At 45.3% G+C, this 21,458-nt stretch carries 22 protein-coding genes and 1 other annotated feature; of the genes, 19 read left to right on the top strand and 3 right to left on the bottom strand.

The annotated features are described in order from the left end of the window. The 17 genes from ribE (at nt 1) to OB236_RS27285 (ending at nt 16,486) form a co-directional block, all read left to right on the top strand. On the top strand, nt 1-666 hold the full coding sequence (gene ribE, locus OB236_RS27365; protein WP_262686777.1) for a riboflavin synthase: 666 nt from the start codon (nt 1-3) through the stop codon (nt 664-666). Between the two features lie 27 nt (nt 667-693). Beyond that, nucleotides 694-1,908, top strand: coding sequence for a bifunctional 3,4-dihydroxy-2-butanone-4-phosphate synthase/GTP cyclohydrolase II (locus OB236_RS27360; protein ID WP_076227708.1), 1,215 nt, complete (start codon nt 694-696; stop codon nt 1,906-1,908). 34 nt (nt 1,909-1,942) lie between these two features. Beyond that, the gene (ribH, locus tag OB236_RS27355; protein WP_262686775.1) at nt 1,943-2,410 is read left to right on the top strand and encodes a 6,7-dimethyl-8-ribityllumazine synthase; all 468 of its coding nucleotides are present in this window, start codon (nt 1,943-1,945) and stop codon (nt 2,408-2,410) included. A 63-nt stretch (nt 2,411-2,473) separates the two neighbouring features. Beyond that, the gene (locus tag OB236_RS27350) at nt 2,474-3,265 is read left to right on the top strand and encodes a segregation and condensation protein A (protein WP_262686774.1); all 792 of its coding nucleotides are present in this window, start codon (nt 2,474-2,476) and stop codon (nt 3,263-3,265) included. Then, nucleotides 3,234-3,851 (top strand): SMC-Scp complex subunit ScpB, encoded by a 618-nt coding sequence (gene scpB, locus OB236_RS27345; RefSeq protein WP_262686772.1) that lies wholly within the window; start codon nt 3,234-3,236, stop codon nt 3,849-3,851. The genes OB236_RS27350 and scpB overlap by 32 nt, the downstream gene beginning before the upstream one ends. A gap of 135 nt (nt 3,852-3,986) precedes the next feature. Further along, nucleotides 3,987-4,658: a DUF2953 domain-containing protein gene (locus OB236_RS27340; protein WP_262686771.1), complete on the top strand. Its 672-nt coding sequence runs from the start codon at nt 3,987-3,989 to the stop codon at nt 4,656-4,658. A gap of 108 nt (nt 4,659-4,766) precedes the next feature. Continuing rightward, on the top strand, nt 4,767-5,267 hold the full coding sequence (gene ytfJ / locus OB236_RS27335; RefSeq protein ID WP_076228361.1) for a GerW family sporulation protein: 501 nt from the start codon (nt 4,767-4,769) through the stop codon (nt 5,265-5,267). Between the two features lie 227 nt (nt 5,268-5,494). Beyond that, a complete protein-coding gene (locus OB236_RS27330) occupies nt 5,495-6,547 on the top strand; it encodes an HD-GYP domain-containing protein (protein WP_317259387.1) in 1,053 nt (350 codons plus the stop codon). Nucleotides 6,548-6,736: 189 nt separating this feature from the next. Then, nucleotides 6,737-7,909: a D-alanyl-D-alanine carboxypeptidase family protein gene (locus OB236_RS27325; RefSeq protein ID WP_262686769.1), complete on the top strand. Its 1,173-nt coding sequence runs from the start codon at nt 6,737-6,739 to the stop codon at nt 7,907-7,909. Between the two features lie 51 nt (nt 7,910-7,960). Further along, nucleotides 7,961-8,548 carry a nucleoside recognition domain-containing protein gene (locus OB236_RS27320; RefSeq protein ID WP_076227692.1) on the top strand — a complete coding sequence of 196 codons (588 nt, stop codon included), beginning with the start codon at nt 7,961-7,963 and terminating at the stop codon, nt 8,546-8,548. 34 nt (nt 8,549-8,582) lie between these two features. Beyond that, nucleotides 8,583-9,116: a spore maturation protein gene (locus OB236_RS27315; protein WP_076227690.1), complete on the top strand. Its 534-nt coding sequence runs from the start codon at nt 8,583-8,585 to the stop codon at nt 9,114-9,116. 81 nt (nt 9,117-9,197) lie between these two features. Beyond that, a complete protein-coding gene (locus OB236_RS27310; protein WP_262686768.1) occupies nt 9,198-9,944 on the top strand; it encodes a pseudouridine synthase in 747 nt (248 codons plus the stop codon). 71 nt (nt 9,945-10,015) lie between these two features. Further along, nucleotides 10,016-10,558 (top strand): thiol-disulfide oxidoreductase ResA, encoded by a 543-nt coding sequence (gene resA, locus OB236_RS27305; RefSeq protein WP_076227686.1) that lies wholly within the window; start codon nt 10,016-10,018, stop codon nt 10,556-10,558. Nucleotides 10,559-10,619: 61 nt separating this feature from the next. Further along, on the top strand, nt 10,620-12,296 hold the full coding sequence (gene resB / locus OB236_RS27300; protein ID WP_076227684.1) for a cytochrome c biogenesis protein ResB: 1,677 nt from the start codon (nt 10,620-10,622) through the stop codon (nt 12,294-12,296). Further along, on the top strand, nt 12,296-13,543 hold the full coding sequence (ccsA, locus tag OB236_RS27295) for a cytochrome c biogenesis protein CcsA (RefSeq protein WP_262686767.1): 1,248 nt from the start codon (nt 12,296-12,298) through the stop codon (nt 13,541-13,543). The genes resB and ccsA overlap by 1 nt, the downstream gene beginning before the upstream one ends. A 371-nt stretch (nt 13,544-13,914) precedes the next feature. After that, nucleotides 13,915-14,631 carry a response regulator transcription factor gene (locus OB236_RS27290; protein ID WP_076227680.1) on the top strand — a complete coding sequence of 239 codons (717 nt, stop codon included), beginning with the start codon at nt 13,915-13,917 and terminating at the stop codon, nt 14,629-14,631. A gap of 1 nt (nt 14,632) precedes the next feature. Beyond that, a complete protein-coding gene (locus OB236_RS27285) occupies nt 14,633-16,486 on the top strand; it encodes a cell wall metabolism sensor histidine kinase WalK (RefSeq protein ID WP_262686766.1) in 1,854 nt (617 codons plus the stop codon). A gap of 91 nt (nt 16,487-16,577) precedes the next feature. On the opposite strand, the gene serA is transcribed toward OB236_RS27285, so the two are convergent. Both serA and OB236_RS27275 read right to left on the bottom strand, forming a co-directional pair. Beyond that, complete coding sequence (serA, locus tag OB236_RS27280; RefSeq protein WP_262686765.1) at nt 16,578-18,164, bottom strand: phosphoglycerate dehydrogenase; 1,587 nt, start codon at nt 18,162-18,164, stop codon at nt 16,578-16,580. A 66-nt stretch (nt 18,165-18,230) separates the two neighbouring features. Beyond that, nucleotides 18,231-18,491 (bottom strand) — a binding site (T-box leader). A 106-nt stretch (nt 18,492-18,597) separates the two neighbouring features. After that, complete coding sequence (locus OB236_RS27275) at nt 18,598-19,515, bottom strand: hypothetical protein (RefSeq protein ID WP_262686764.1); 918 nt, start codon at nt 19,513-19,515, stop codon at nt 18,598-18,600. Nucleotides 19,516-19,581: 66 nt separating this feature from the next. Between OB236_RS27275 and OB236_RS27270 the strand changes: the two genes are divergently transcribed. Further along, nucleotides 19,582-20,175: a CPBP family intramembrane glutamic endopeptidase gene (locus OB236_RS27270; protein WP_262686763.1), complete on the top strand. Its 594-nt coding sequence runs from the start codon at nt 19,582-19,584 to the stop codon at nt 20,173-20,175. After that, entirely contained in the window at nt 20,175-20,396 is a 222-nt protein-coding gene (locus tag OB236_RS27265; protein WP_076227669.1) for a hypothetical protein, read from the top strand. Before OB236_RS27270 ends, OB236_RS27265 begins: the two co-directional genes overlap by 1 nt. Nucleotides 20,397-20,449: 53 nt before the next feature. Here the strand turns inward: OB236_RS27265 and OB236_RS27260 are convergent, their stop codons facing one another. After that, a complete protein-coding gene (locus OB236_RS27260; RefSeq protein WP_262686762.1) occupies nt 20,450-21,367 on the bottom strand; it encodes a polysaccharide deacetylase family protein in 918 nt (305 codons plus the stop codon). Nucleotides 21,368-21,458: the final 91 nt, after the last annotated feature.

Raw genomic sequence — 21,458 nt, 5'->3', positions numbered from 1 at the left:
ATGTTTACGGGTATTATTGAAGAAATTGGCAATATGAGAAGTATTTCACGGCAGGGGCAGGCGATGATATTGAGCATTGGTGCCAGCCGCATCCTGGAGGATGTTCATCTGGGAGACAGTATTTCTGTCAATGGTGTTTGTTTGACCGTCGTGAAATATGATGGCTCATCGATTACGGTCGATGTCATGCCAGAAACGTTCCGACGAACGACACTTAGCAAGCTTCATGCCGGTGATCCAGTGAATCTGGAGCGTGCGATGGCGGTGGGAGGACGTTTTGGTGGTCATATTGTTCAAGGACATGTGGACTCCATAGGAACGATTACTAGCAGAACGACCGATCAAAATGCGGTTGTCTACGAAATCGAGCCGGAGGATACAGCTATTTTAAAATATATGATTCCCCATGGCTCGATCACCATTGATGGTATTAGCCTCACGTTAGTGCAAGTAACCGATCAACGATTTACGGTCTCCATCATTCCACATACACTAGCTCAGACAGTGCTCCAGCATAAGAAACCTAGTGATGAAGTGAATCTGGAGGCTGATGTATTGGGCAAATATATGGAGAAGCTGCTGAGCTTTCGTACACATGGCGGAGGATCAGAGAGTAAATCTAGTAAGCTAACTGCTGCGTTTTTGGCGGAGAATGGATTCATGTAAGTAAACATAGAGAGGTGGGAGTGGGAAATGACAGTACCTATTCAATTTAATACTATCGAGGAAGCTATCTACGATTTGATGTTGGGTAAGGTCATTATCGCTGTTGACGATGAGGACCGTGAGAATGAAGGTGATTTCATTGCACTAGCGGACAAGGCGACTCCCGAGATTATTAATTTTATGATCAAGGAAGGACGCGGATTGGTGTGCGTGCCAATTACCGAGGAGCGTGCGCAGGAGCTGGAGCTGCCACCTATGGTTTCGAGAAATACCGACTATCATGGAACAGCATTTACTGTCTCAGTAGACGGTGCCGATACGACAACGGGAATTTCCGCTACCGAGCGCTCCATGACCGTAAAAGCACTAATCGATCCGAGCTCGAAGCCGCATAGCTTTCGTCGGCCCGGACATATTTTTCCTTTGATTGCCAAAGCAGGTGGCGTATTGCGCCGCACCGGTCATACCGAGGCTGCTATCGATCTGGCTCGTATGTGCGGCTCCTATCCGGCAGCGGTCATTTGCGAAATCATTAAAGAAGATGGGGAAATGGCCCGTGTTCCGGAGTTAATGGAATTTAGCCAAAAGCATGATATCAAGATCATCACGATCAAAGATATGATTCACTACCGCAATCACAAGGAGAAATTGGTAAACCGTGAGGTTGAGGTCAAGCTGCCAACGGATTACGGTGTGTATAAAGCCATTGCTTATTCCAACGCTGTCGATCAAAAAGAGCATGTGGCACTTGTCAAAGGTAAGATCGATGGTTCGGTGCCAACTCTGGTTCGTGTTCATTCGGAGTGCTTGACGGGTGATGTGTTCCATTCCCACCGCTGCGATTGCGGACCTCAGCTGAACGCGGCGCTTAAACAGATCGATGAAGCGGGTTCCGGTGTGCTGCTGTATATGCGTCAGGAAGGTCGCGGCATCGGCTTGATTAACAAGCTGAAGGCTTATGTCCTGCAAGAAGAGGGCTTGGACACCGTGGACGCGAATATTAAATTGGGCTTTGCGCCTGATTTGCGAGAATACGGCATTGGAGCCCAAATTTTGAAGGATCTGGGCTTACAAAAGATTCGCTTGCTGACGAACAATCCTCGTAAAATCAAAGGATTAGAGGGTTATGGTCTGGAAGTTGTTGAACGAGTACCGATTCAAATGCAGGAAAACGAGTCCAATGCGAGCTATTTACACACGAAACATGAAAAATTAGGACACTTGCTTGATTTTCAAATCTAATAAAAAATGATAAATTGAAAGGATGTTAATCATCATGACGAAAATTTACGAGGGACATTTAGTTTCAGAGGGTTTAAAATACGGAGTTGTTGTTGCCCGTTTCAATGAATTTATAACAGGCAAGCTGCTGAGTGGCGCTTTAGATGCATTCAAACGCCATGGAGCGAATGAAGACGAGGTTGAGGTTGCATGGGTACCAGGAGCTTTCGAAATCGCTCTGATTGCCCAAAAAATGGCCGAAAGCGGTAAATACGATGCCGTCATCACCCTGGGTGCAGTTATTCGTGGGTCCACACCGCATTTTGATTATGTGTGCAGTGAAGCGGCCAAAGGCGTTGCCGCAATCAATCTCAAAACCGGTGTACCGACGATTTTTGGTGTATTGACTACCGATTCGATTGAACAGGCGATTGAGCGCGCGGGTACCAAGGCAGGCAACAAGGGCTGGGAAGCAGCTGTAAGTGCAATTGAGATGGCGAATTTGACCAAACAGTTCTCCTAATATACAATTCAATACGAGCCTTAACGAATGAACGGCTGCTAACATTTTAAGGGGGAACGACGGTTGGACAAGGTTACGTATAAGCTTGACAAGTTTGAGGGCCCCCTTGATTTGTTGCTGCACTTGATTGATCGATCCGAAGTTGATATCTATAATATACCTATTAAAGAGATTACCGACCAATATATGAGCTATCTCGATACGATGCAGGAGCTGGAGATGGAGTTGACGAGTGAGTTCTTATTAATGGCTGCTACACTCCTGTCTATCAAAAGCAAGATGCTATTGCCAAAGCCTCCTATCATTGAGATGGACGATTATGACGATTACTTGTTCGACGAAGATTACGATCCGCGCTCCGAGCTGGTTGAAAAACTGATCGAATACCGCAAATATAAAGCGATTGCCGACCATTTGCGTGACAAAGAACTTGAACGCAAGCTTATCTATACCCGTGAGCCTGAGGACTTATCACCATATATTCATCAAATCGTCGAGAATCCAGTTAAAGGACTCGGTGTTTCTGATCTTGTATACGCTTTTCAGAGGGCTATGCAGCGTATGGCCAGCAGAAACATGGTTACCAAAATACGCAAGGATGAAATATCGGTAAAAGATCGAATGAAAGATGTAGTAAGGTGGTTAAAGGAAGCAGACGGCAAAATATTGTTTTCCAAATTAACCGATGGTGATTATTCGCGGGAAAGTATTGTCACTACCTTTTTGGCATTACTGGAGCTGATGAAGATGAAAATGATCGTGTGCTATCAGCACCGATTTTTCGAGGATATCGTCATACAGGCAAGAGAGGAAGGAAAGGCGGATGGATTTTCAACAGATGAAATCAGTTATTGAAGGCTTGCTATTTGTCGCTGGAGACGAGGGTCTGGATACCAAGCAGCTTGCTGAGGTGTTGGAACTTAGTACGGATGTTGTGCGTAATTTGATAGGGGATCTGCAAGGAGACTTACGGAACAGCAAGCGAGGTTTGCAAATTGTTGAGCTCGCCGGAACCTACCAATTAACGACGCTTCCAGCCCATGCGCCATATTTTGAACGGCTTGCCTATTCCCCTTCACGCTCATCTTTGTCACAGGCTGCTTTGGAAACCCTGGCAATAGTCGCTTACAAACAACCGATAACCCGGGTGGAGATCGAAGAGATTCGTGGCGTCAAGGCTGAACGAGCCTTGCATACACTCGTGGCCAAGGATTTAATCAAGGAAGTCGATCGTGCAGACGCTCCTGGTCGGCCGATATTATATGGAACCACAAAGCCGTTTCTGGATTACTTTGCACTGGGTACGATTGAGGAGCTTCCGGAATCTTCGCTGTTCCAGAATGATGACAATTTGGAAGAGGAGACTCGCCTGTTGTTCAGTAAACTGGATAATGGGGAAAGGCATCAAATCTCCTTTGAGGATGTAACCGAAAGTGAATAATTTTGATCGACGAGGCTACTGGAATGATTTAATCAAATAGGGCTATACTAACTCCTGAAAAGAAGCTTAAGCTTCTGCGATAAGGGGTTTTTTGCTTTTTCAGGCTTTAATATTAAAAATGAGGGGTGAGCGATATTGAATTATTGGGTTATAGCTGCTGTGATCGTTGCGGTAGTGGCGCTTCTCTCAAGTCCCATTAGATGCCGGTTAACGATTGTAAGAGAAGCACAGGATGATGATATCACGTTTGATATTCATGGGCTGTACGGGATGCTCAAGAAACGAATCGCGGTTCCTTTTATCCAGTTTAAAAATTTTGTCGAGGGAGTTAATGTTGAGGCTGCGTATATTGATAAGAAGGAACATCAGGTGATCAGCGTAAAAGAAGAGAAAATCACCAAGCGCAGTATTAAAGAAAGTTTTGATAATGCATTAGAGCTGTTGAGGAACTGCTTTCATTTTCACGAATGGCTGACGGTTACGCTAACCCACGTCAGGTGCATTCAATTTGACTGGAAAACCTCTGTCGGTATTGGCGATGCTCCTGAAACCGCTATGGCAACCGGCATGATATGGGGTTTGAAATCGACGATGCTCGGTTTTTTGTCCCGTTATATCAAGCTGGATGCACGACCGAAGCTGCAAGTCATTCCGCAGTATAACCAGACCCGATTTTCGACCGAGGTACTGGTAAAGCTTCAAATTAGTATGTGGTTCATCCTTATTGCCGGGATCCGTTTATTGACAAGGATTCTCAAAATAAAAGGTGGTTTGAAGACTTGGCGAAGAGTGTTGTTTAAAGCGTGAAGGGCGAGTTTGCTTTACATAGTAATACCGCTTTTCGGTTAAGCTATACTTGCGTTGATTTCCTTATGTTTGAGGAATCCAGTACACAACAAGGAGGCACAACCAATGATGACAGAGCATCCCATACAAGGTCTTATGAAGACGGCAATGGAAAACATCAAGGAAATGGTCGATGTCAACACAATCGTGGGGGATCCGGTGGAAACTCCCGATGGTAGCGTGATTATGCCGATTTCAAAAGTCGGTTTTGGCTTCGCGGCAGGTGGCAGCGAATTCGGTCAAGAAGATTCCGCATCCGGTAATTCTTCGGGAGCGGGCCGTCACGATGGAGCGAATGCTCAGGTTTCACTTCCTTTTGGCGGAGGTAGCGGCGGAGGCGTATCAATCACACCTATTGCTTTTCTGGTCGTAGGTAAACAAGGTGTCAAGATTGTTCCATTGGACAATCAAACGCATTTGCTGGAAAGACTGATTGATGCAGCACCTAGTGTTGTCGATCGTATTCAAAGCATGATGAAGGGTGGACTGAATTCCACTACCCATAATCAGGCTGGAAGCGGAACGATAAGTGTAACGAATCCATCAGACAATCCAAATTATATTGTCTAAAGTTTGCTTTATTAATTTAGTAGGTCCACAGCCTTATACCAAGATCTATAAAGAGCTGCTCATCGTAATGATGGGCAGCTTTACCTATTTATTAAGGAAAATAGATTGCTCTTTTTGCAGGTTTCTTTTATATTTATTTTATCTGGATTTAATGAAAATTTTGAGAGAATTTGATGAAAGAGGTTTTCTTGGTGCGGTTATTGCCTACACGGTCTTGTAGTCCGGGAATGAAGCTTGCTAAATGTATTTATAATGAAGACGGGCTTGTTTTATTAAATGAACGTGTTGAGCTGACCCAAGCTTTAATTAATCGGCTGCAACAATTTGGAGTCGACTTTGTTTACATTCAAGACAGGGATACCGATGATATCGAAGTTGAAGACGCGATAAGTCAAGAAACGAAAATGAAGGCTTTGGCCGAAATCAAAACCCAATTCAGAAAAGCCATGGAAGAGAACAGCAAAAGTAAATTTTCGAAAAATGCGTTTATGGGCAGAGCATTTGGCAATGTGATCAAAATGATCATGCAAGATTTGGATTCGCGTGAAGGTACGCACATCATGCTGTTAAATATGAATGTTCTGAATAATTATGTATTCAACCATTCGCTTAACGTATGTATTTACGCGACGATGCTTGGAATGGCTAACGGTTACAATCGTGAAGAAATTGCTGTACTTGGTATGGGTGCACTACTTCATGATATCGGTAAAACGCAAATTAATCAGGATATTATCAAAAAGCCGGGCAAGCTGTCGCCTCAGGAATTTGCCGAGGTCAAGATGCATGCGGAGCTCGGTTATCGGCTGCTAAAAGACGAGCCCAACATGCCTTTACTGGCTGCTCACTGTGCGTTCCAGCACCATGAGCGGGAGAATGGCAGTGGTTATCCAAGAGGAATTAAAGGCAATGAGATTCATGATTACGCCAAGCTGATCGCCATCATAGACAGCTATGATGCCATGACCACACATCGTCCGTATCGATTGGCTATGCTGCCGCATCAGGCGATGGAAATTTTGTTCTCGGGTGTGGAGACTTTATATGATTATAAGAAGGTTGCCTTATTTCGGGATAACGTGGCTATTTATCCGCTTGGACTCAGTGTCAAGCTGAGCACAGGCGAGAAGGGGGTTGTTGTTGTTATTAATCCTGCAATCCCGCAGCGACCTACTATTCGCATCATGGAAGGTGCGGATGGAGAGAAGATTACACAGCCCTATGAGGTAGATTTATCGAAGCAGCTAACCGTATTTGTTAGTGAAGTAGAGATGCCATGAATACTGCTATTATTCCGTAGTCAACTAAGATCCTTAAGGACCTGCAAAGTCCTGAGGGTCTTTTTTGCGCTCCGCAAATGACGGGAGCTGCGGCTTTCGAAGAGGACATATAATGGGACAGGACCCGCATATACATGTACAAGATCGGTATGTCCATAATTGAACCTATGTTGGCAGGAGGACCCTTTTATGAAAAAAAACGTTGTGCTCTTATTGTTGCCGGTGCTGCTGGTAACGATATGGGCCCCATCACCAGTGCTGCAAGCCGCTCCAGCGATTTCAACCCATGCGGAAACGGCTGCCTTAATTGATGTACGCTCGGGACGGGTATTGTACAGCAAACAGGGCGACAAGCAGATGCGTATCGCCAGCTTGACTAAAATCATGACGGCGATTGTAGCTGTGGAACAGGGGAAGCTGTCGGATTCAGTGAAGGTGGGCAAGAATGCTTTTGGAAAGGAAGGTTCTTCGATTTATTTGAAGCTTAATGAAGAAATGAGCCTGCACCATTTGTTGTATGGGATGATGCTGCGTTCAGGCAACGATGCGGCAACGGCGATTGCCGAGCATGTTGGAGGTACTGTTGAGGGCTTTGCGTATTTGATGAATGAGAAAGCACGAATGATCGGGATGGAGCATTCTTCGTTCAAGAATCCATCTGGATTGGATGAGGCTGGGCACTATTCAACCGCAAATGATATGGCCAAATTGGCCGCATATTCCCTGCGCAATCCGCAATTTCAGGAAATTGTAAAAACCAAGCTCAAGAAAGCCCCCAATCCAAATGAGTCATGGGACTACACATGGTTGAATAAAAACAAAATGCTGCAGCTCTACGATGGTGCCGATGGGGTGAAAACAGGCTATACCAAGCTGGCTATGCGGTGTTTGGTTTCTTCGGCAACACGCGACGGACAGCAGCTGGCAGTGGTCACCTTGAATGATGGGGATGATTGGGCCGATCATGCCAAGCTGCTGGACTACGGCTTCGCCAACTATCCGCTGCTGCCTTTAGTTAATAAGGGAGATGGGATTGAAGGAACAGAGTGGGTAGCGGGTAAAGAGTTCCTGTATCCAACACAGGAATCAGAACAGGGACATTATTCGTATCGGGTGGAGTTAAATGATGCCAATTCGGCAAGCTTCCGTCTGGGTGATGTGGGCAGGCTGGTTTATACATTAAACGGACAGGAAATCGGAGGTGTTCCATTGTTCCCGAAGGATAGCCCGAGATTGAAGCTGAAGGAACGTTCTGCATTTTCGTTTGATCAGTCGCAGTCGGATACAGCCTCATACGCAGATAAATGGCTGTTTATCGTTCAATTTATAGTCCGTACCCTATTTACGGGACGTGTTGGGTAATCATTGTCTAGCGGATACTGTTGGATAATCATCCGAGATGGGAGTTGACCTATGGTAAATTTTATCTGGTTATTTTTTATTGTTGCTGGTGTTGGCGTCGCCGCGGCGCAAGGGAATATCGAGCTGGTTACACAGGCGACCTTTGATGGTGCGAAAAGCGGGGTCACCGTATGCTTTGGTTTGATTAGTATCATGGTATTCTGGCTTGGGATCATGCGTATTGCCGAGGATGCGGGATTACTGAAGCTGCTGGCTTCTTTGCTGCGTCCGATCGTTCGGTTCCTGTTTCCAAGTGTACCTAAGGACCATCCGGCTCTGGGCTACATCATGTCCAATATGGGGGCAAATATTTTGGGCTTGGGTAATGCAGCAACTCCCATGGGGATCAAAGCGATGCAAGAGCTGCAGCTGCTGAACAGCAATAAAGAGACAGCGAGTCCGGCTATGTGCACACTGCTGGCTCTGAATACGGCGAGCATTACCTTGATCCCGACAACACTGATCGCGATCAGAATGAACTTCAATTCCTTAAACCCGGCCGAGATTGTCGGGACAACCTTAATGGCTACTTTTGTGTCAACCCTCGCGGCTATTTTTGTAGATAGATGGTACCGCGCACGTAACTCCATACAGCACTAATGTTAACAACCGATAGGGAAGGGATGATTCCGTTATGTACGCCTTCGTTAATCTGATATCAGCCTGGGCGATTCCAATGATCATTGTTTTTATACCCCTCTATGCCTTGTATCGTAAGGTACCCGTTTACGAATCCTTTGTGGACGGGGCTAAGGATGGCTTTGATACCGCGATCAGAATCATCCCGCATTTGGTAGGCATGATGGTAGCAATCAGCATATTCAGAGCTTCGGGTGCCATGGAGCTGATGACCAATTGGGTGAAACCCTTTTGCGAAATGATAGGTATTCCAAGCGAGGTGCTGCCGCTGGCTATTTTACGTCCGATTACGGGGGCAGGGTCACTCGCCTTTACCACAGATCTGCTGCAGCAGTTTGGCCCCGATTCCATGGTCGGACGTATAGCATCCACGATTCAGGGGAGCACCGATACTACGATGTATGTGATTACTGTCTACTTTGGAGCGATAGGCATCCGTAAGGCAAGCTATGCGCTAAAAGTGGGATTGATCTCGGATGCAGTCGGTTTCGCTGCTTCCATTTTTATTTGTTATCTGGTATTTGCTTAGAACTGACACAGATTTTCGCCTGAGCAACTTGTGATTTCTCTGTAGGATGAGTATCATTAGGTTTGAGGTGAATGGAGACTAATGGAACGATTACAAAAAGTATTGGCAGAAGCGGGAGTAGCCTCCCGTCGTAAGTGTGAGGAATTGATAACGGCTGGACGTGTTCAGGTTAACGATGAGGTTGTGACAACGCTTGGAGTTAAGGTTGACGCCAGCAAAGATGTGATTACCGTAGATGGCCGCAAGATCAGGCAGGAGAAAAAAGTATATGTGCTATTTAATAAGCCAAAAGGGGTTATTACGAGTGCTTCGGACCCGGGCGGACGGAAAATCGTAACCGACTTTCTGGAGGATATCAAGGAACGGATTTACCCGGTAGGTCGGCTTGACTATGATACTGAGGGCTTGCTGCTGCTGACCAATGATGGAGAATTCGCCAATTTGCTTACGCATCCAAGGCATCATGTGCCGCGTACTTACCATGCCACGGTAAAAGGGGTTCCACATGGTTCGTTATTGGACAAGCTGCGTGATGGAATCGAGCTCGAAGATGGGATGACAGCACCTGCAGAAGTGGATTATTACGATATTGATCCGGCTAAAAAGGAAACCATTGTTTCCATTACTATTTATGAAGGACGTAATCGCCAGGTTCGCCGTATGTTCGATGCCATCCAATTTCCTTTAATCAAGCTCAAGCGTGTACAATTCGGACCTATAGCTTTGACCGGAGTTCCACGGGGGAAATTCCGCCATCTCGAAGCCAAAGAAATCAAAGAGTTGACCGAGGAAGCGCTAAGGACACATAAAATTCAAAAAGACAAATAAGCGTTGGCATTAAAGTTAGCTATAATGAAAATAAAGCTAAACTGACTAGCTTCCGTTTGGAGTGAACATCAATGGGCAAAAATAAAAGATGGATACAGTTGGCGATCTTTGCCATTGCCATAGTGATCGGTGCATTGACGCTGTTCAATAATTTGTATGCCACGGATAAACGACCGGTCGAAGGCTCCAAGGCGCCTGAATTTACTTTGTCCGGATTGGATGGTAAGAAACATACACTGTCTGATTATAAAGGGAAAACGGTGATGGTTAACTTTTGGGGCACCTTCTGTCCGCCTTGTAAGGAAGAAATGCCTGCCATTCAACATCAATTTGACAAGCGGGACACACAAAATGTAGAGTTTCTTGCTTTAAATCTCGGTGAAAGTAAAATAACCGTGCAAAGCTTTGTTGACCAATATAAAATCACATTTCCGATTTTGCTGGATGACAACGAAGCAACGCGCAAGCGATACGGTGTCAGCAATTATCCGACAACGTTCTTTATCTCTCCAGACGGCAAGATTGCCAAGATTATGGTCGGGGAGATGAGTGAGGCTTTTATTGAAAAGACACTTGAATCGATCAAAGCTTCAACCCAAGCTGCTCCCAAATAATTGATCATTACAATGAGAACCCATTGCTAGACAGTAAGAAAGAAAGCTCAGGAGGCGCCCCATGATTCAAAACACAAAATGTGAATGCGGTCACCTGAATCATGTCGGGACCGTACTTTGCGAAGCCTGTGGAAAGCCTCTCTATGAAGAGGCTGGCACGGAGCCACTTGAAATGCGTTATGATGGAGTGGCGAGACGCTCCCAAAAAGCCAATCCAGATGTAATTGACAAGGTATGGAATTTCTTCTCTTCCGTTAAGATCGCAATCTATATGATCATCATTACGTTGCTGGGCTCAGCAGTAGGCACGATTTATCCGCAGGAAAATTCATTTCTTAATTTTGACCCTTCGACCTATTATGAAGATACGTACGGGACGTTAGGGAAGATTTATTATTTACTGGGATTGTCGCATACCTTTGAATCCTGGTGGTTTATCGGGCTCCTATTAATGATAGGAACCTCGCTTGTCGTTTGCAGCCTAGATAGGGTACTGCCGCTTTACAGAGCTCTATCCAAGCAGCAAATCCGAAAACATCTTAAATTCATTTTACGTCAAAAGGTTTCCTATAGCGGTGATCTTCCTCACAAGGTCGCATCTTCTGAGGCAGAGGAGCAAGCCTGGGTTCAACAAGCTGCTGAGCAATTGAAGAAAAAGCACTATCGAGTACATACAGAAGGTACCGCACTGCTGGCGGAAAAGAATCGGTTTAGCCGCTGGGGACCTTATATCAACCATATCGGACTCATTATTTTTTTGCTGGCCATTCTGATGAGAAGTATACCAGGCTGGCATATGGACCAGCATGTCGCTTTTCCTGAGGGACAAGTTGTCAAAATTCCTGAAACGTCGTATTACCTGAAAAATGAAAAATTCACATTGGAATATTATGATGCGAATGAGATGTCTGAAGGATTTCGTGCCAAAGATCAGGCAGTACCCAAAATATACGAAACGAACGCGGTCTTATACACATGTAAAGCCGATTGTGATGATCCTTTCAAGCAGCCTGTGCTTGAGGAGGTTCACCGTCAAAATATTATTGTGAATGAACCGCTTGAGTATAAAGGATTAATGGCTTACCAATTTGACTTCAAGGAATCACCGATGCTGATTTCCGTAAAGCCTACGCTCAAGGACAAACAAACCGGTACTGCATACGGCAGCCTGGACTTGTCGATGACAAGGCCTCAAGACAGCTATCAGGTTGGACCTTATACTTTAAAGGTAAAAGCATATTTCCCGGATTTTGGACTGGATGAAAAAGGGGTTCCGATGACGAAGTCCAAGGACCCCAAGATGCCGGCATTTATATTCTCGATTACAGGTCCCGAAGTAGCAGCGGAGGGTGTGCCCTACCTTTACTTTCCAAGACAGGTAGACAAGGTTACATTCCGTCAGGATGACATCAATGGCGAGATTGGAAACAAGCTGGAGCTTTCTGTTAATTCTATGGCCGATGTGCAGTTTTCAGAATACATCAGTTATTTGAATATTCGTGTGGATCGTGCAATGCCATATATTTGGGTGGGGGCTGCGATATCCATGATAGGGCTGGTTATGGGCTTTTACTGGCATCATCGTCGTATCTGGCTTCGAATCGATGACGGACGGCTGTCTCTTGGCGCTCATACAAACAAAAACTGGTTTGGCATTCGTCAGGAAGTCGCCCAGGTTCTTCATAAATCGGGAATTGAAGCCGATCCCAAATCGTTGGAAACAGGAGTGGTCACATAATGACAAGCAGTTCGTTTTTACTAATCGGTTTCATCGTCTATAACCTGGCTTTTCTGATGTTCGTTATTGCCATCCTCGGCAGGAAGTGGGCTCAGGATAATCCTATCGAGCATACGCGAAAATGGGGTAATTATGCGATAGGAGCCACTATTATCGGACTTGCCGGTCATGCGGGATTCTTCTTTACAAGATGGTATGAAGCGGGACATATACCTACAAGCAACATGTATGAGTTTATGACATTTCTTGGAATGATGATCATTGTTGCTTTTATCGTGGTGTACTTTATATATCGTGCGCCTGTGCTCGGGGTATTTGCAGTGCCGATCGGAATCATTATTATTGGTTACGCATCTGTATTTCCCAAGGACGTACAACCGCTTATCCCGGCTCTGCAAAGCTACTGGCTGAAGATTCACGTCACGACAGCGGCATTTGGAGAAGCATTTTTTGCAGTCGGTTTTGCTGCTGGTTTGATGTATCTGCTGCGCTGTGTTAATTTTGATAGCAAGGAGAAAGGTGATCGCAAGGAGCAGCGTGGAGTTGAGGTTACGATATTTTCCTTGGTCATGATCATTGCTTTTGTCATTTCCATATTTGGTTTTAATGCATCCGGCTATCATGCCAGATTCGCTAACGATGTGCTCTACACGGGTAAGGATGGCGTGGAGCAGACCATTAAGCAAAATGTTGATTATGTGCTGCCACCGATCTTCAAGCCTTTTGAAGGGGAACAGGTGGAGATGAAGCCATTTCTTGGCATGACTGAGGCGCCATTCGAGGCTCCATCATGGATGAAGGGATCGAACGCCGGTCGCAAGCTCAATACTGTGGTTTGGTCTATTGCTGGAGGCTTGATTCTTTATGGATTACTTCGTCTGATTGCCCGTAAGCCGTTAGGGGCTGCAATCAGTCCATTGCTGAAAGGCATTGATCTTGAAGACATTGATGAAATCAGCTATCGGGCGATTGCGATAGGTTATCCGATTTTCACACTGGGTGCTTTGATTTTTGCTATGATCTGGGCTGCTGAGGCATGGGGCCGATTCTGGGGCTGGGATCCCAAGGAAGTATGGGCACTGATCGTCTTCTTGTATTATGCTGCATATTTGCATTTACGGTTTTCAAAAGGATGGCAGGGTAAACGTTCAGCCTGGCTCGCCGTGATCGGTTTTATGGTCGTTATGTTTACGCTGGTTGGGGTTAATCTGGTTATCGCAGGATTGCATTCGTATTCGGGGGCTTAGAGGGATTTCTGAAAGTACCCGTGGTTTTCATTCAGGCTATCGGTTATTCCGAGAAAGGGATGGTATTCCACCGCGGCTCCACCCCACAAAGTGAAGAAAAGCCTTCGAAGCGAATTCCGAATACTTTGCGGGGACCCCGTGAAAGGCATATTATTTTATGAGGTAACCAATTGAACTTCAAAGGCGGCCGTTTCACTTTCCATACCATTCCCTTTCCCTACATACCCCTGCATGAATAAAATTCACGTAAACCAACTTCAAAAAACTCTATGTTTGTAAACTCATTTCATAGTAAAAAGAATATTAATCAAGCCGCGAAGAACGCGTAATTAAGGATATATAACAATAGAACAGAGAGGGTTGAAAAGCCGATGTCTGATGTTAAAATGACAATTTTGGTAGTCGACGATGAAGAGCGGATTCGCCGTTTGCTGCGCATGTATCTGGAGAAAGAAAATTTCATTATCGATGAAGCGGAAGATGGCGAAACGGCTTTGAAAAAAGCACTTGAAACCGATTACGATTTAATATTGCTTGATGTCATGCTGCCAGGTATTGATGGTAACGAGGTGTGTGCAAGACTGCGGCAAGTTAAATCAACTCCGGTCATTATGCTTACGGCCAAGGGTGAGGAAACGAACCGGGTACAAGGCTTTGAGATGGGTGCAGACGACTATGTCGTAAAACCGTTTAGTCCACGTGAGGTGATTTATCGGGTCAAAGCGATCCTGAGAAGATCCTCGGTGACGGCTTATTTATCCAAGGAAGTTAATTCGAGCAACAATATTGTATTTCCTAACCTCATCATTGAGCATGATGCGCATCGGGTAAGCGCGGGTGGACAAGAGGTTGCACTGACTCCCAAGGAGTACGAGCTGCTTCATTACTTGGCGGTATCGCCAGACAAAGTATTTTCACGGGAAGAGCTGTTGAAGGACGTATGGAATTATGAATTTTTTGGGGATCTGAGAACGGTGGACACGCATGTCAAGAGGCTGCGTGAAAAGTTGAATAAAGTGTCGCCGGAGGCTGCTTCCATGATTACAACCGTGTGGGGCGTCGGATACAAGCTTGAGGTGCCAAAGTAACGTGTTTAGCTTAAAAGGTATCGTAGGTAAGCTATGGCTGACTATAATCGGACTTGTTGCTGTTGTTCTGCTCGTGCTTGGCTTGTTTCTCAGTCAATATCTGGAAACGTCTTTTCCCAAATCTCAGGATCAGATCGAGAATTTACGAAAGCTGGGCCAGAAGGTGACCAGCGGCATTGCTTTACACAATGAGGATGAGCGTTATATCGATTTGGTCAATGACCTATTAAGTGCCCAGGATGCAACGGTGTTTGTCGTTGATGTTGACTTGAAGCCGATGAAGTTATCGTCCCAGAAGCCGAACTCCATGAATTTGCAATATGATGATTTTTTTTCGGCTGTCATGCTGAAGCGGGTGTTTGCTGGAGAAACGATTGATAATCAAACTGTTAACAGTACTGGCAGCAGACAGCAGATGAACAGCCAATACTCAGCTGTAGCGGTTCCTTTGATGGACTCGACACAGCAAAAAATTATCGGAGCAGCCATACTGTATCAGGCGGCTCAATCAGTAGAAGCGACACAGGCTTATGTCATTCGATTATTTGCATACGTATCCTTGATCGGTTTTTTAATGACTACTTTTTTTGCTTTTTTTCTGCTGACGAAGATTACTCAGCCTTTACTTAAGCTCAAAAAAGCAGCCGATTTAATTTCGCTTGGGGAATATGGGACCCGGGTACCTATCACCTCATCAGATGAAATCGGTGAGCTGGGTAAAACATTTAATCGCATGGGTGAGGAATTATCGGATACGATTAAGGCGCTCAGCCATGAAAAAGAGCATTTATCCAGTATATTACGCAGTATGACAGACGCTGTTATTACGTTTGATTCGGATGGAAGTGTGATTCTGGCTAATCCTCAGGGCGATAAAATCGTCAATGACTGGAATCAGATCCACTGGATCGATGGCGAATCAGAGCAATCCATGCTACCTGTGCTTCAACAGCACAGCTCGGTCATTCCCGAGCCGATGAGAATGTTGTTTGACGAAGTCATTACAGGAGCCAAAGAAATTACTTCCAAGCTGCATGTTCAAAACGAGGTATGGTCCGTTGTCATGACCCCATTGTATGCTCGTGCGGCCGTGCGCGGTGTGGTTGCGGTTTTGCGGGATGTTACAGAGGAGTTCAGGCTGGACAAGCTGCGCAAGGATTTTGTAGCCAATGTATCTCACGAGCTTCGTACGCCATTATCGATGCTTCAGGGCTACAGCGAGGCGCTGCTTGATGATATCGCAGGTTCCGCTGAAGAACGACAGGAGCTGGCTCAGGTCATCCATGAGGAATCGCTTCGAATGGGCAGACTGGTCAGAGACCTATTGGATTTGGCACGGATGGAGACCGGTAATATCGAGCTGCATTTTCGAGTGGTGGAGGTACGGAGCTTTATCAAGCGCATGCATCGCAAGTTTGCTGCACTATCGAAGGAACAAGGCATTCTGATGAGCTATGAGCTGCCAGAAGAAGAGCTGATTCTGTACCAAGCCGATGAAGATCGGTTAGAACAGGTGCTGACGAATTTATTGGATAATGCCATACGGCATACGCCTGCTCAAGCAGAAATCGTCATGCGTGCTGAGCGGCACACTTACAAGGATGAAGCTGCGGTTCTGATCGAAATTATCGATCAAGGTATCGGGATTCCTGTGGGTGATCTGCCTTATGTATTTGAACGCTTTTACAAAGCGGACAAGGCCCGTACACGCGGTGCAACAGGGGGAACCGGACTCGGTTTATCGATTGTTCGTAACCTGGTAGAGGCGCATCAAGGCGCTGTCGCGGTTAAAAGTACTGTGGGGCAAGGAACGACATTTTCTGTGCTGCTTCCCGTTAAAATGATAACAACATAAAAAGAGAGCTCCGATAACGTATCGGAAGCTCTCTTTTTATGTTGAACGAACAAGATTATTCTTGTTGTTCGTGAAACAGTCGAACAGGATCTTAATCCAGTGTGAGCTCATTCACATGGGTCAGCTCAGGCAATTGGATAAGCTGTTGAAGAACTTCCTTAGGCGTCTTTTTATCCGTTGACAGGACCATAATGGCCGAGCCACCAACAACCTTACGGCCAACCTGCATCGTAGCGATGTTAACATCATTGTTGCCAAGCAGGGTTCCTACTTTACCGATGATGCCGGGTTTGTCGTTATGAGAAATGAGCAGCAAATTGCCGCTTGGTGCGATATCGACCGGGTACTGGTCAATTTGTACGATTCGCTCGCCATATCCTGCTAGCAGGGTTCCAGCAACAACACGTACCTCGTTTTTGGCTTTCAGCGTAACCGAAACCAGATTAGTAAAGGTTTGTGTAGCTGCTGATTTTTGAATCACGATATTCACATCACGAGTTTTGGCAAGGTGCATCGCATTTACGATATTAACACCTTCCAGTTGGTTAGCCAGGATACCGCGTACGATATAACGAGTTAACGGTGCTGTGTCTACATCAGCCAAATCTCCGGAGTAATTAACCACGATCTCTCTGATCGCAACTTCGGTAGTTTGACCGATAAATTTGCCAAGCTTGTCACCAAGGTTGAAGTAAGGCTGTAGTTTGCTTAACACCGCTGGTGGAACCGGAGACATGTTAACAGCATTTTTGAAAGGCTCATCACGTAAAATATGAAGCACTTCTTCGGATACGTCAATAGCTACATTTTCTTGAGCTTCAACCGTAGATGCACCCAAATGCGGGGTGACGATGATTTTGGGATTGTTCAGGAATGGGTGATCGGCTTGAGGCGGCTCTTGCTCATATACGTCAAAAGCAGCTCCAGCAACGATACCGGCATCAATAGCTTCAACCAAAGCAGCTTCATCGATTATGCCGCCGCGCGCACAGTTAATAATACGTACACCTTTTCTCATCAGTTCGAATTGAGGACGGGCAATGATATGACGCGTTTCTGGAGTCAATGGTGTATGCACCGTAATAAAATCAGCTTGCGCTGCGATTTCATTCACGCTTCCGAGCTTAACACCCATTTGTTCAGCACGTTCTTCAGTCAGGAAAGGATCATAGCCAATCACGTTCATACCAAAAACTTTGGCGCGCTTGGCAACTTCACTTCCGATACGACCCATGCCAAGAATACCCAGCGTTTTATTACGCAGCTCAACACCAACGAAAGTTTTGCGATCCCACTCACCGCTGACGGTTTTTCTGTAGGCTTGTGGAATGGAGCGTGCTACAGACATCATCATAGCAAATGTCAATTCACAAGTTGCAATTGTATTTCCATCAGGAGCATTGATGACAACAATACCACGGCTGGTAGCTGCTTGAAGATCGATGTTATCTACACCAACGCCTGCGCGTCCTACAACCTTCAGCTTAGGAGCAGCAGCCATAATGTTATCGGTCACTTTGGTTTGGCTTCTTACCATCAATGCGTCATAATCAGCAATAATCTCGATTAATTCGCTTTCCGATAAGCCGATTTTTTTGTCCACTGTCACGTCTGCTGCATCATTAAGCAGTTGAATTCCCAAATCACTGATTCCATCCATTACTAATACTTTGTACATGTACGCCAACCTCCACTTTTTTCTAGACAAACTAAAAAACTCTCCATCCTCGTACGTTAAACGTATACAAGGGACGAAGAGTTACTTTCGTGGTACCACCCTAATTCACTGTCTGATTGCACAAACAGCCTCATGAGCCGCAAGGACTCAGAAATGTAACGGTTTCTAACCGGCTGCACCTACAGACGTCTGGAATCACGAGATTCAGGCGGCATTCAGAACAGCAACTCTGGAGTGCTCTCTTGTAAACCCTAATGTCCGATTTGCACCTGTTCATCGGCTCTCTGTGCATTAAAGGTGTTACAGGTTCTCCGTCAACGTTTTGTAACAAATTGAATTTTCATAAGCGTAACATGACCCCAAAGGCGATGTCAATAGGGGTAATGGGGTTGTCACAGCTTGTTCAAAAGCTTTCAGATCGGTGTCCTTTTTTTTAATTTTGTGTAAAAAAGAACGGGAGCTGCGGTAAGATTTCATTCGGATATAACCGGTTTTTATTGCGGATAAAATCTCCAGAGCGGACGGCATCTGTAGCATTCAGGAGATCAATAACCTGCTGAACATCTGCCAGGTTTAATTTGCTCGATTGTCCCGAGCTTACCATTTCATCAATTCGGCTTGAAAGGTCCTGAGGTGTATATAGTTTGAACAACTTGCCATTCAATAATGCATTGGATATGTATTCATTCTTCATGCTTAAACTCAGAGGGGTCCAATCCTTGAGAGACAAAGGTTTACTAACATCGACCTGCTTCAGCTGCGGATTATCAGCCAAATTCCATTTGATGATGGAATCGTAATAATCTTTTTGAGCAGACAGTGAGAATTTTTTGGCTTCAACCAAATAAGCATCTTTATTCATTTCGGCAACAAGATCATAACTGGGAGTACTGTTGGCTTTTCCCTGGATGTTACCCAGCGCCTCACTGAACAGTTTTAAGCTTTTCAAATAATTTTGCAGTCCTTCTTGCAATAGTGGGGAAGAATCTGGCATTGACTTATTGCTGAGCTCGCTATACTTTTCTTTGGCAAGCAAGCCGAGGTCCTTGAGAATTGCTGAAGCGTCTGAGGAACGGTTCGTCTCAAGCTCGTTCATTTTTTCAAACCATTTCATGTGAAATTCCCTGTAAGGCTGATAAATGGTATGATAGTAGGACACCAGATACTGTTGATGATAAGCGGAATACCCATTCTGGACTTCTGTTTTTTTGAATAGAAGCTCCTCATACTTGGCTGTGGCACGTTCTTGTCCCATTCGAAGACCGAAGAAAAAAGTCCCTAAAGCTAAAACAAGCATAAAAATAAAGGTTAATGCAAACAAGTAATCATAACGTGACAATCGTTTGTTCATAGCCAAGGCACCTCGTTTATTTTCTAATGATAGTATAGGTGATAATGTCGAAAAAGGGAATAATAGATGAAAAAATTTAATTTCAGGCAATTTAAGTTTCAGAAGCTGGATATAACGACTATTGATGAACGTACCGTCGTACTCAATGTATATATCACGCAGTTTCTCGTATTTGCGGCGGGTTGTATCATCATGCTTTTTCAAAAACCTTGGTTTCAGCAAATGTTTTCACTAAATCAGGGAATGCTTTTGCTTGTATGGGGGGCTGCATTTGCTGTTGTTGTCCTGATCGTTGATGTGCTGATTTCGAATTGGGTTCCTCCGGAGGTTACGGATGATGGGGGCATCAATGAGCTGATATTTAAGAATCGACCCTTGTGGCATATTATCGTGCTGTCATTTGTTGTCGCTTTTTGTGAAGAATGGTTATTCAGGGGTGCGATTCAAGCGTCGTGGGGGCCTTATTGGACCAGTATTTTATTTGCCGCGATTCATATACGGTACCTGCAGCACTGGCTGATGACGGGTCTGGTATTCGGGATCAGCTACGGACTTGGATGGATTTACATACAAACAGGTTCGCTATGGACGCCGATTATTGCGCATTTTATGATTGATTTGATTATGGGTTGTATCATTCGTTATAGGAGAGAGAAATAATGAGTTCCAGCATAAAACCGAATCAGCAAGCCCAGGAGGATACAACACCTCTAACAGAGACAGACGAGGATGAAACGTTTCTGCCCCCTAGAAAAGTGGTTCACCCGGCGGAAAGCGACAGATGGCTGCGAATTTTTTACTTGTCATTGTTGTGGGTGTTTATATTGTTAGTAGCCGGTTTATTGTTATGGGGCTGGCAGCGTGTAAAAGGAGAGTCTTAACAAAAAGGTGAACCGAGCAGCGATGATGCTGAGGGTTCACCTTTTTGTTAAGCTTATAACGTTGTATCGATCGTTGCGGGGTCTACGAAGCCATAATTTTTCTGTTCCAGCTGTGTCAGCAGGTTATCCATGGCTTGGACGGTCCATTGCAGCTCGTGCATCAGAATATTGCTGCCTGGCCGCAGCTGCTCAAGCACGTTGCTGACTACTTTGTCCGGATTGTTGTTCTTGGTGGTCATTTCCCAGTCCAATGAGCCGTTGGACCATGTCATGAACAGCATATTCTCCTGCTTCACCTTTTCCCGGACCAGATCTCCACCTGATCCAAAAGGGGGTCGGAAAAATTGGGGTGCGTTTCCGGTCAGCTCCGTAATCTGCTTTTGCACATCTCCGATTTGCTGATTGATCTTGTCTTTATTTTCTTTTTTCAAATCAATATGATCCCAGGAATGATTGCCTATCATATGTCCGTGGTCTGTGATGAGCTTGATCAACTCGGGCTTTTGCTTGACCCTATATCCATTTACAAAAAAAATCGCCTTGGCATGATGCTTGTCCAATGTTTCAAGCAAGGGTTCAAGCATGTCCTTGTCCTTGGGGCCATCATCAAAGGTTAACAATACAACGTTTTTATTTGCCGCGGCAGAATCAATCGGCACAATATCATAGGATTTGGGATTTAATTTGTACAGCTTGGCAGTTGCTTGTGGTACTGCTGCCGGAGGTGGTGTGGAAGGTGTCTGTGGTGCTGGCGTCGTACCTCCTGGTGCTGTTTGTATAGGTTTAGCAGGCTCTGCTGGCGTGACTGGTGGCGTATTGCTATTCTCAGCAGGCTTGGGAGTTGTGGGAGCTGGGCTGACACTGCTGGTTGGCGGGGTGGCTGATGCAGCAGGCTGCGTAGTGGACCCGCAAGCTGTGGCTGAAGCCAGTAGTGCTGCTGCCGTGAGGCCCATCAGCGTTTTTTTTATCATGGTAGAAGTACTCCTGTTCTATGTGAATTTGGGTGTTTCCTGATTTTATCATGCATGGAACGCAAGTACATAGTGAAAAATAAGTATCGTA

It is taken from the genome of Paenibacillus baimaensis (assembly GCF_025567575.1).
Note: the sequence above shows the minus strand (reverse complement) of the source record. Positions and strands in the feature narration are given on the sequence as shown.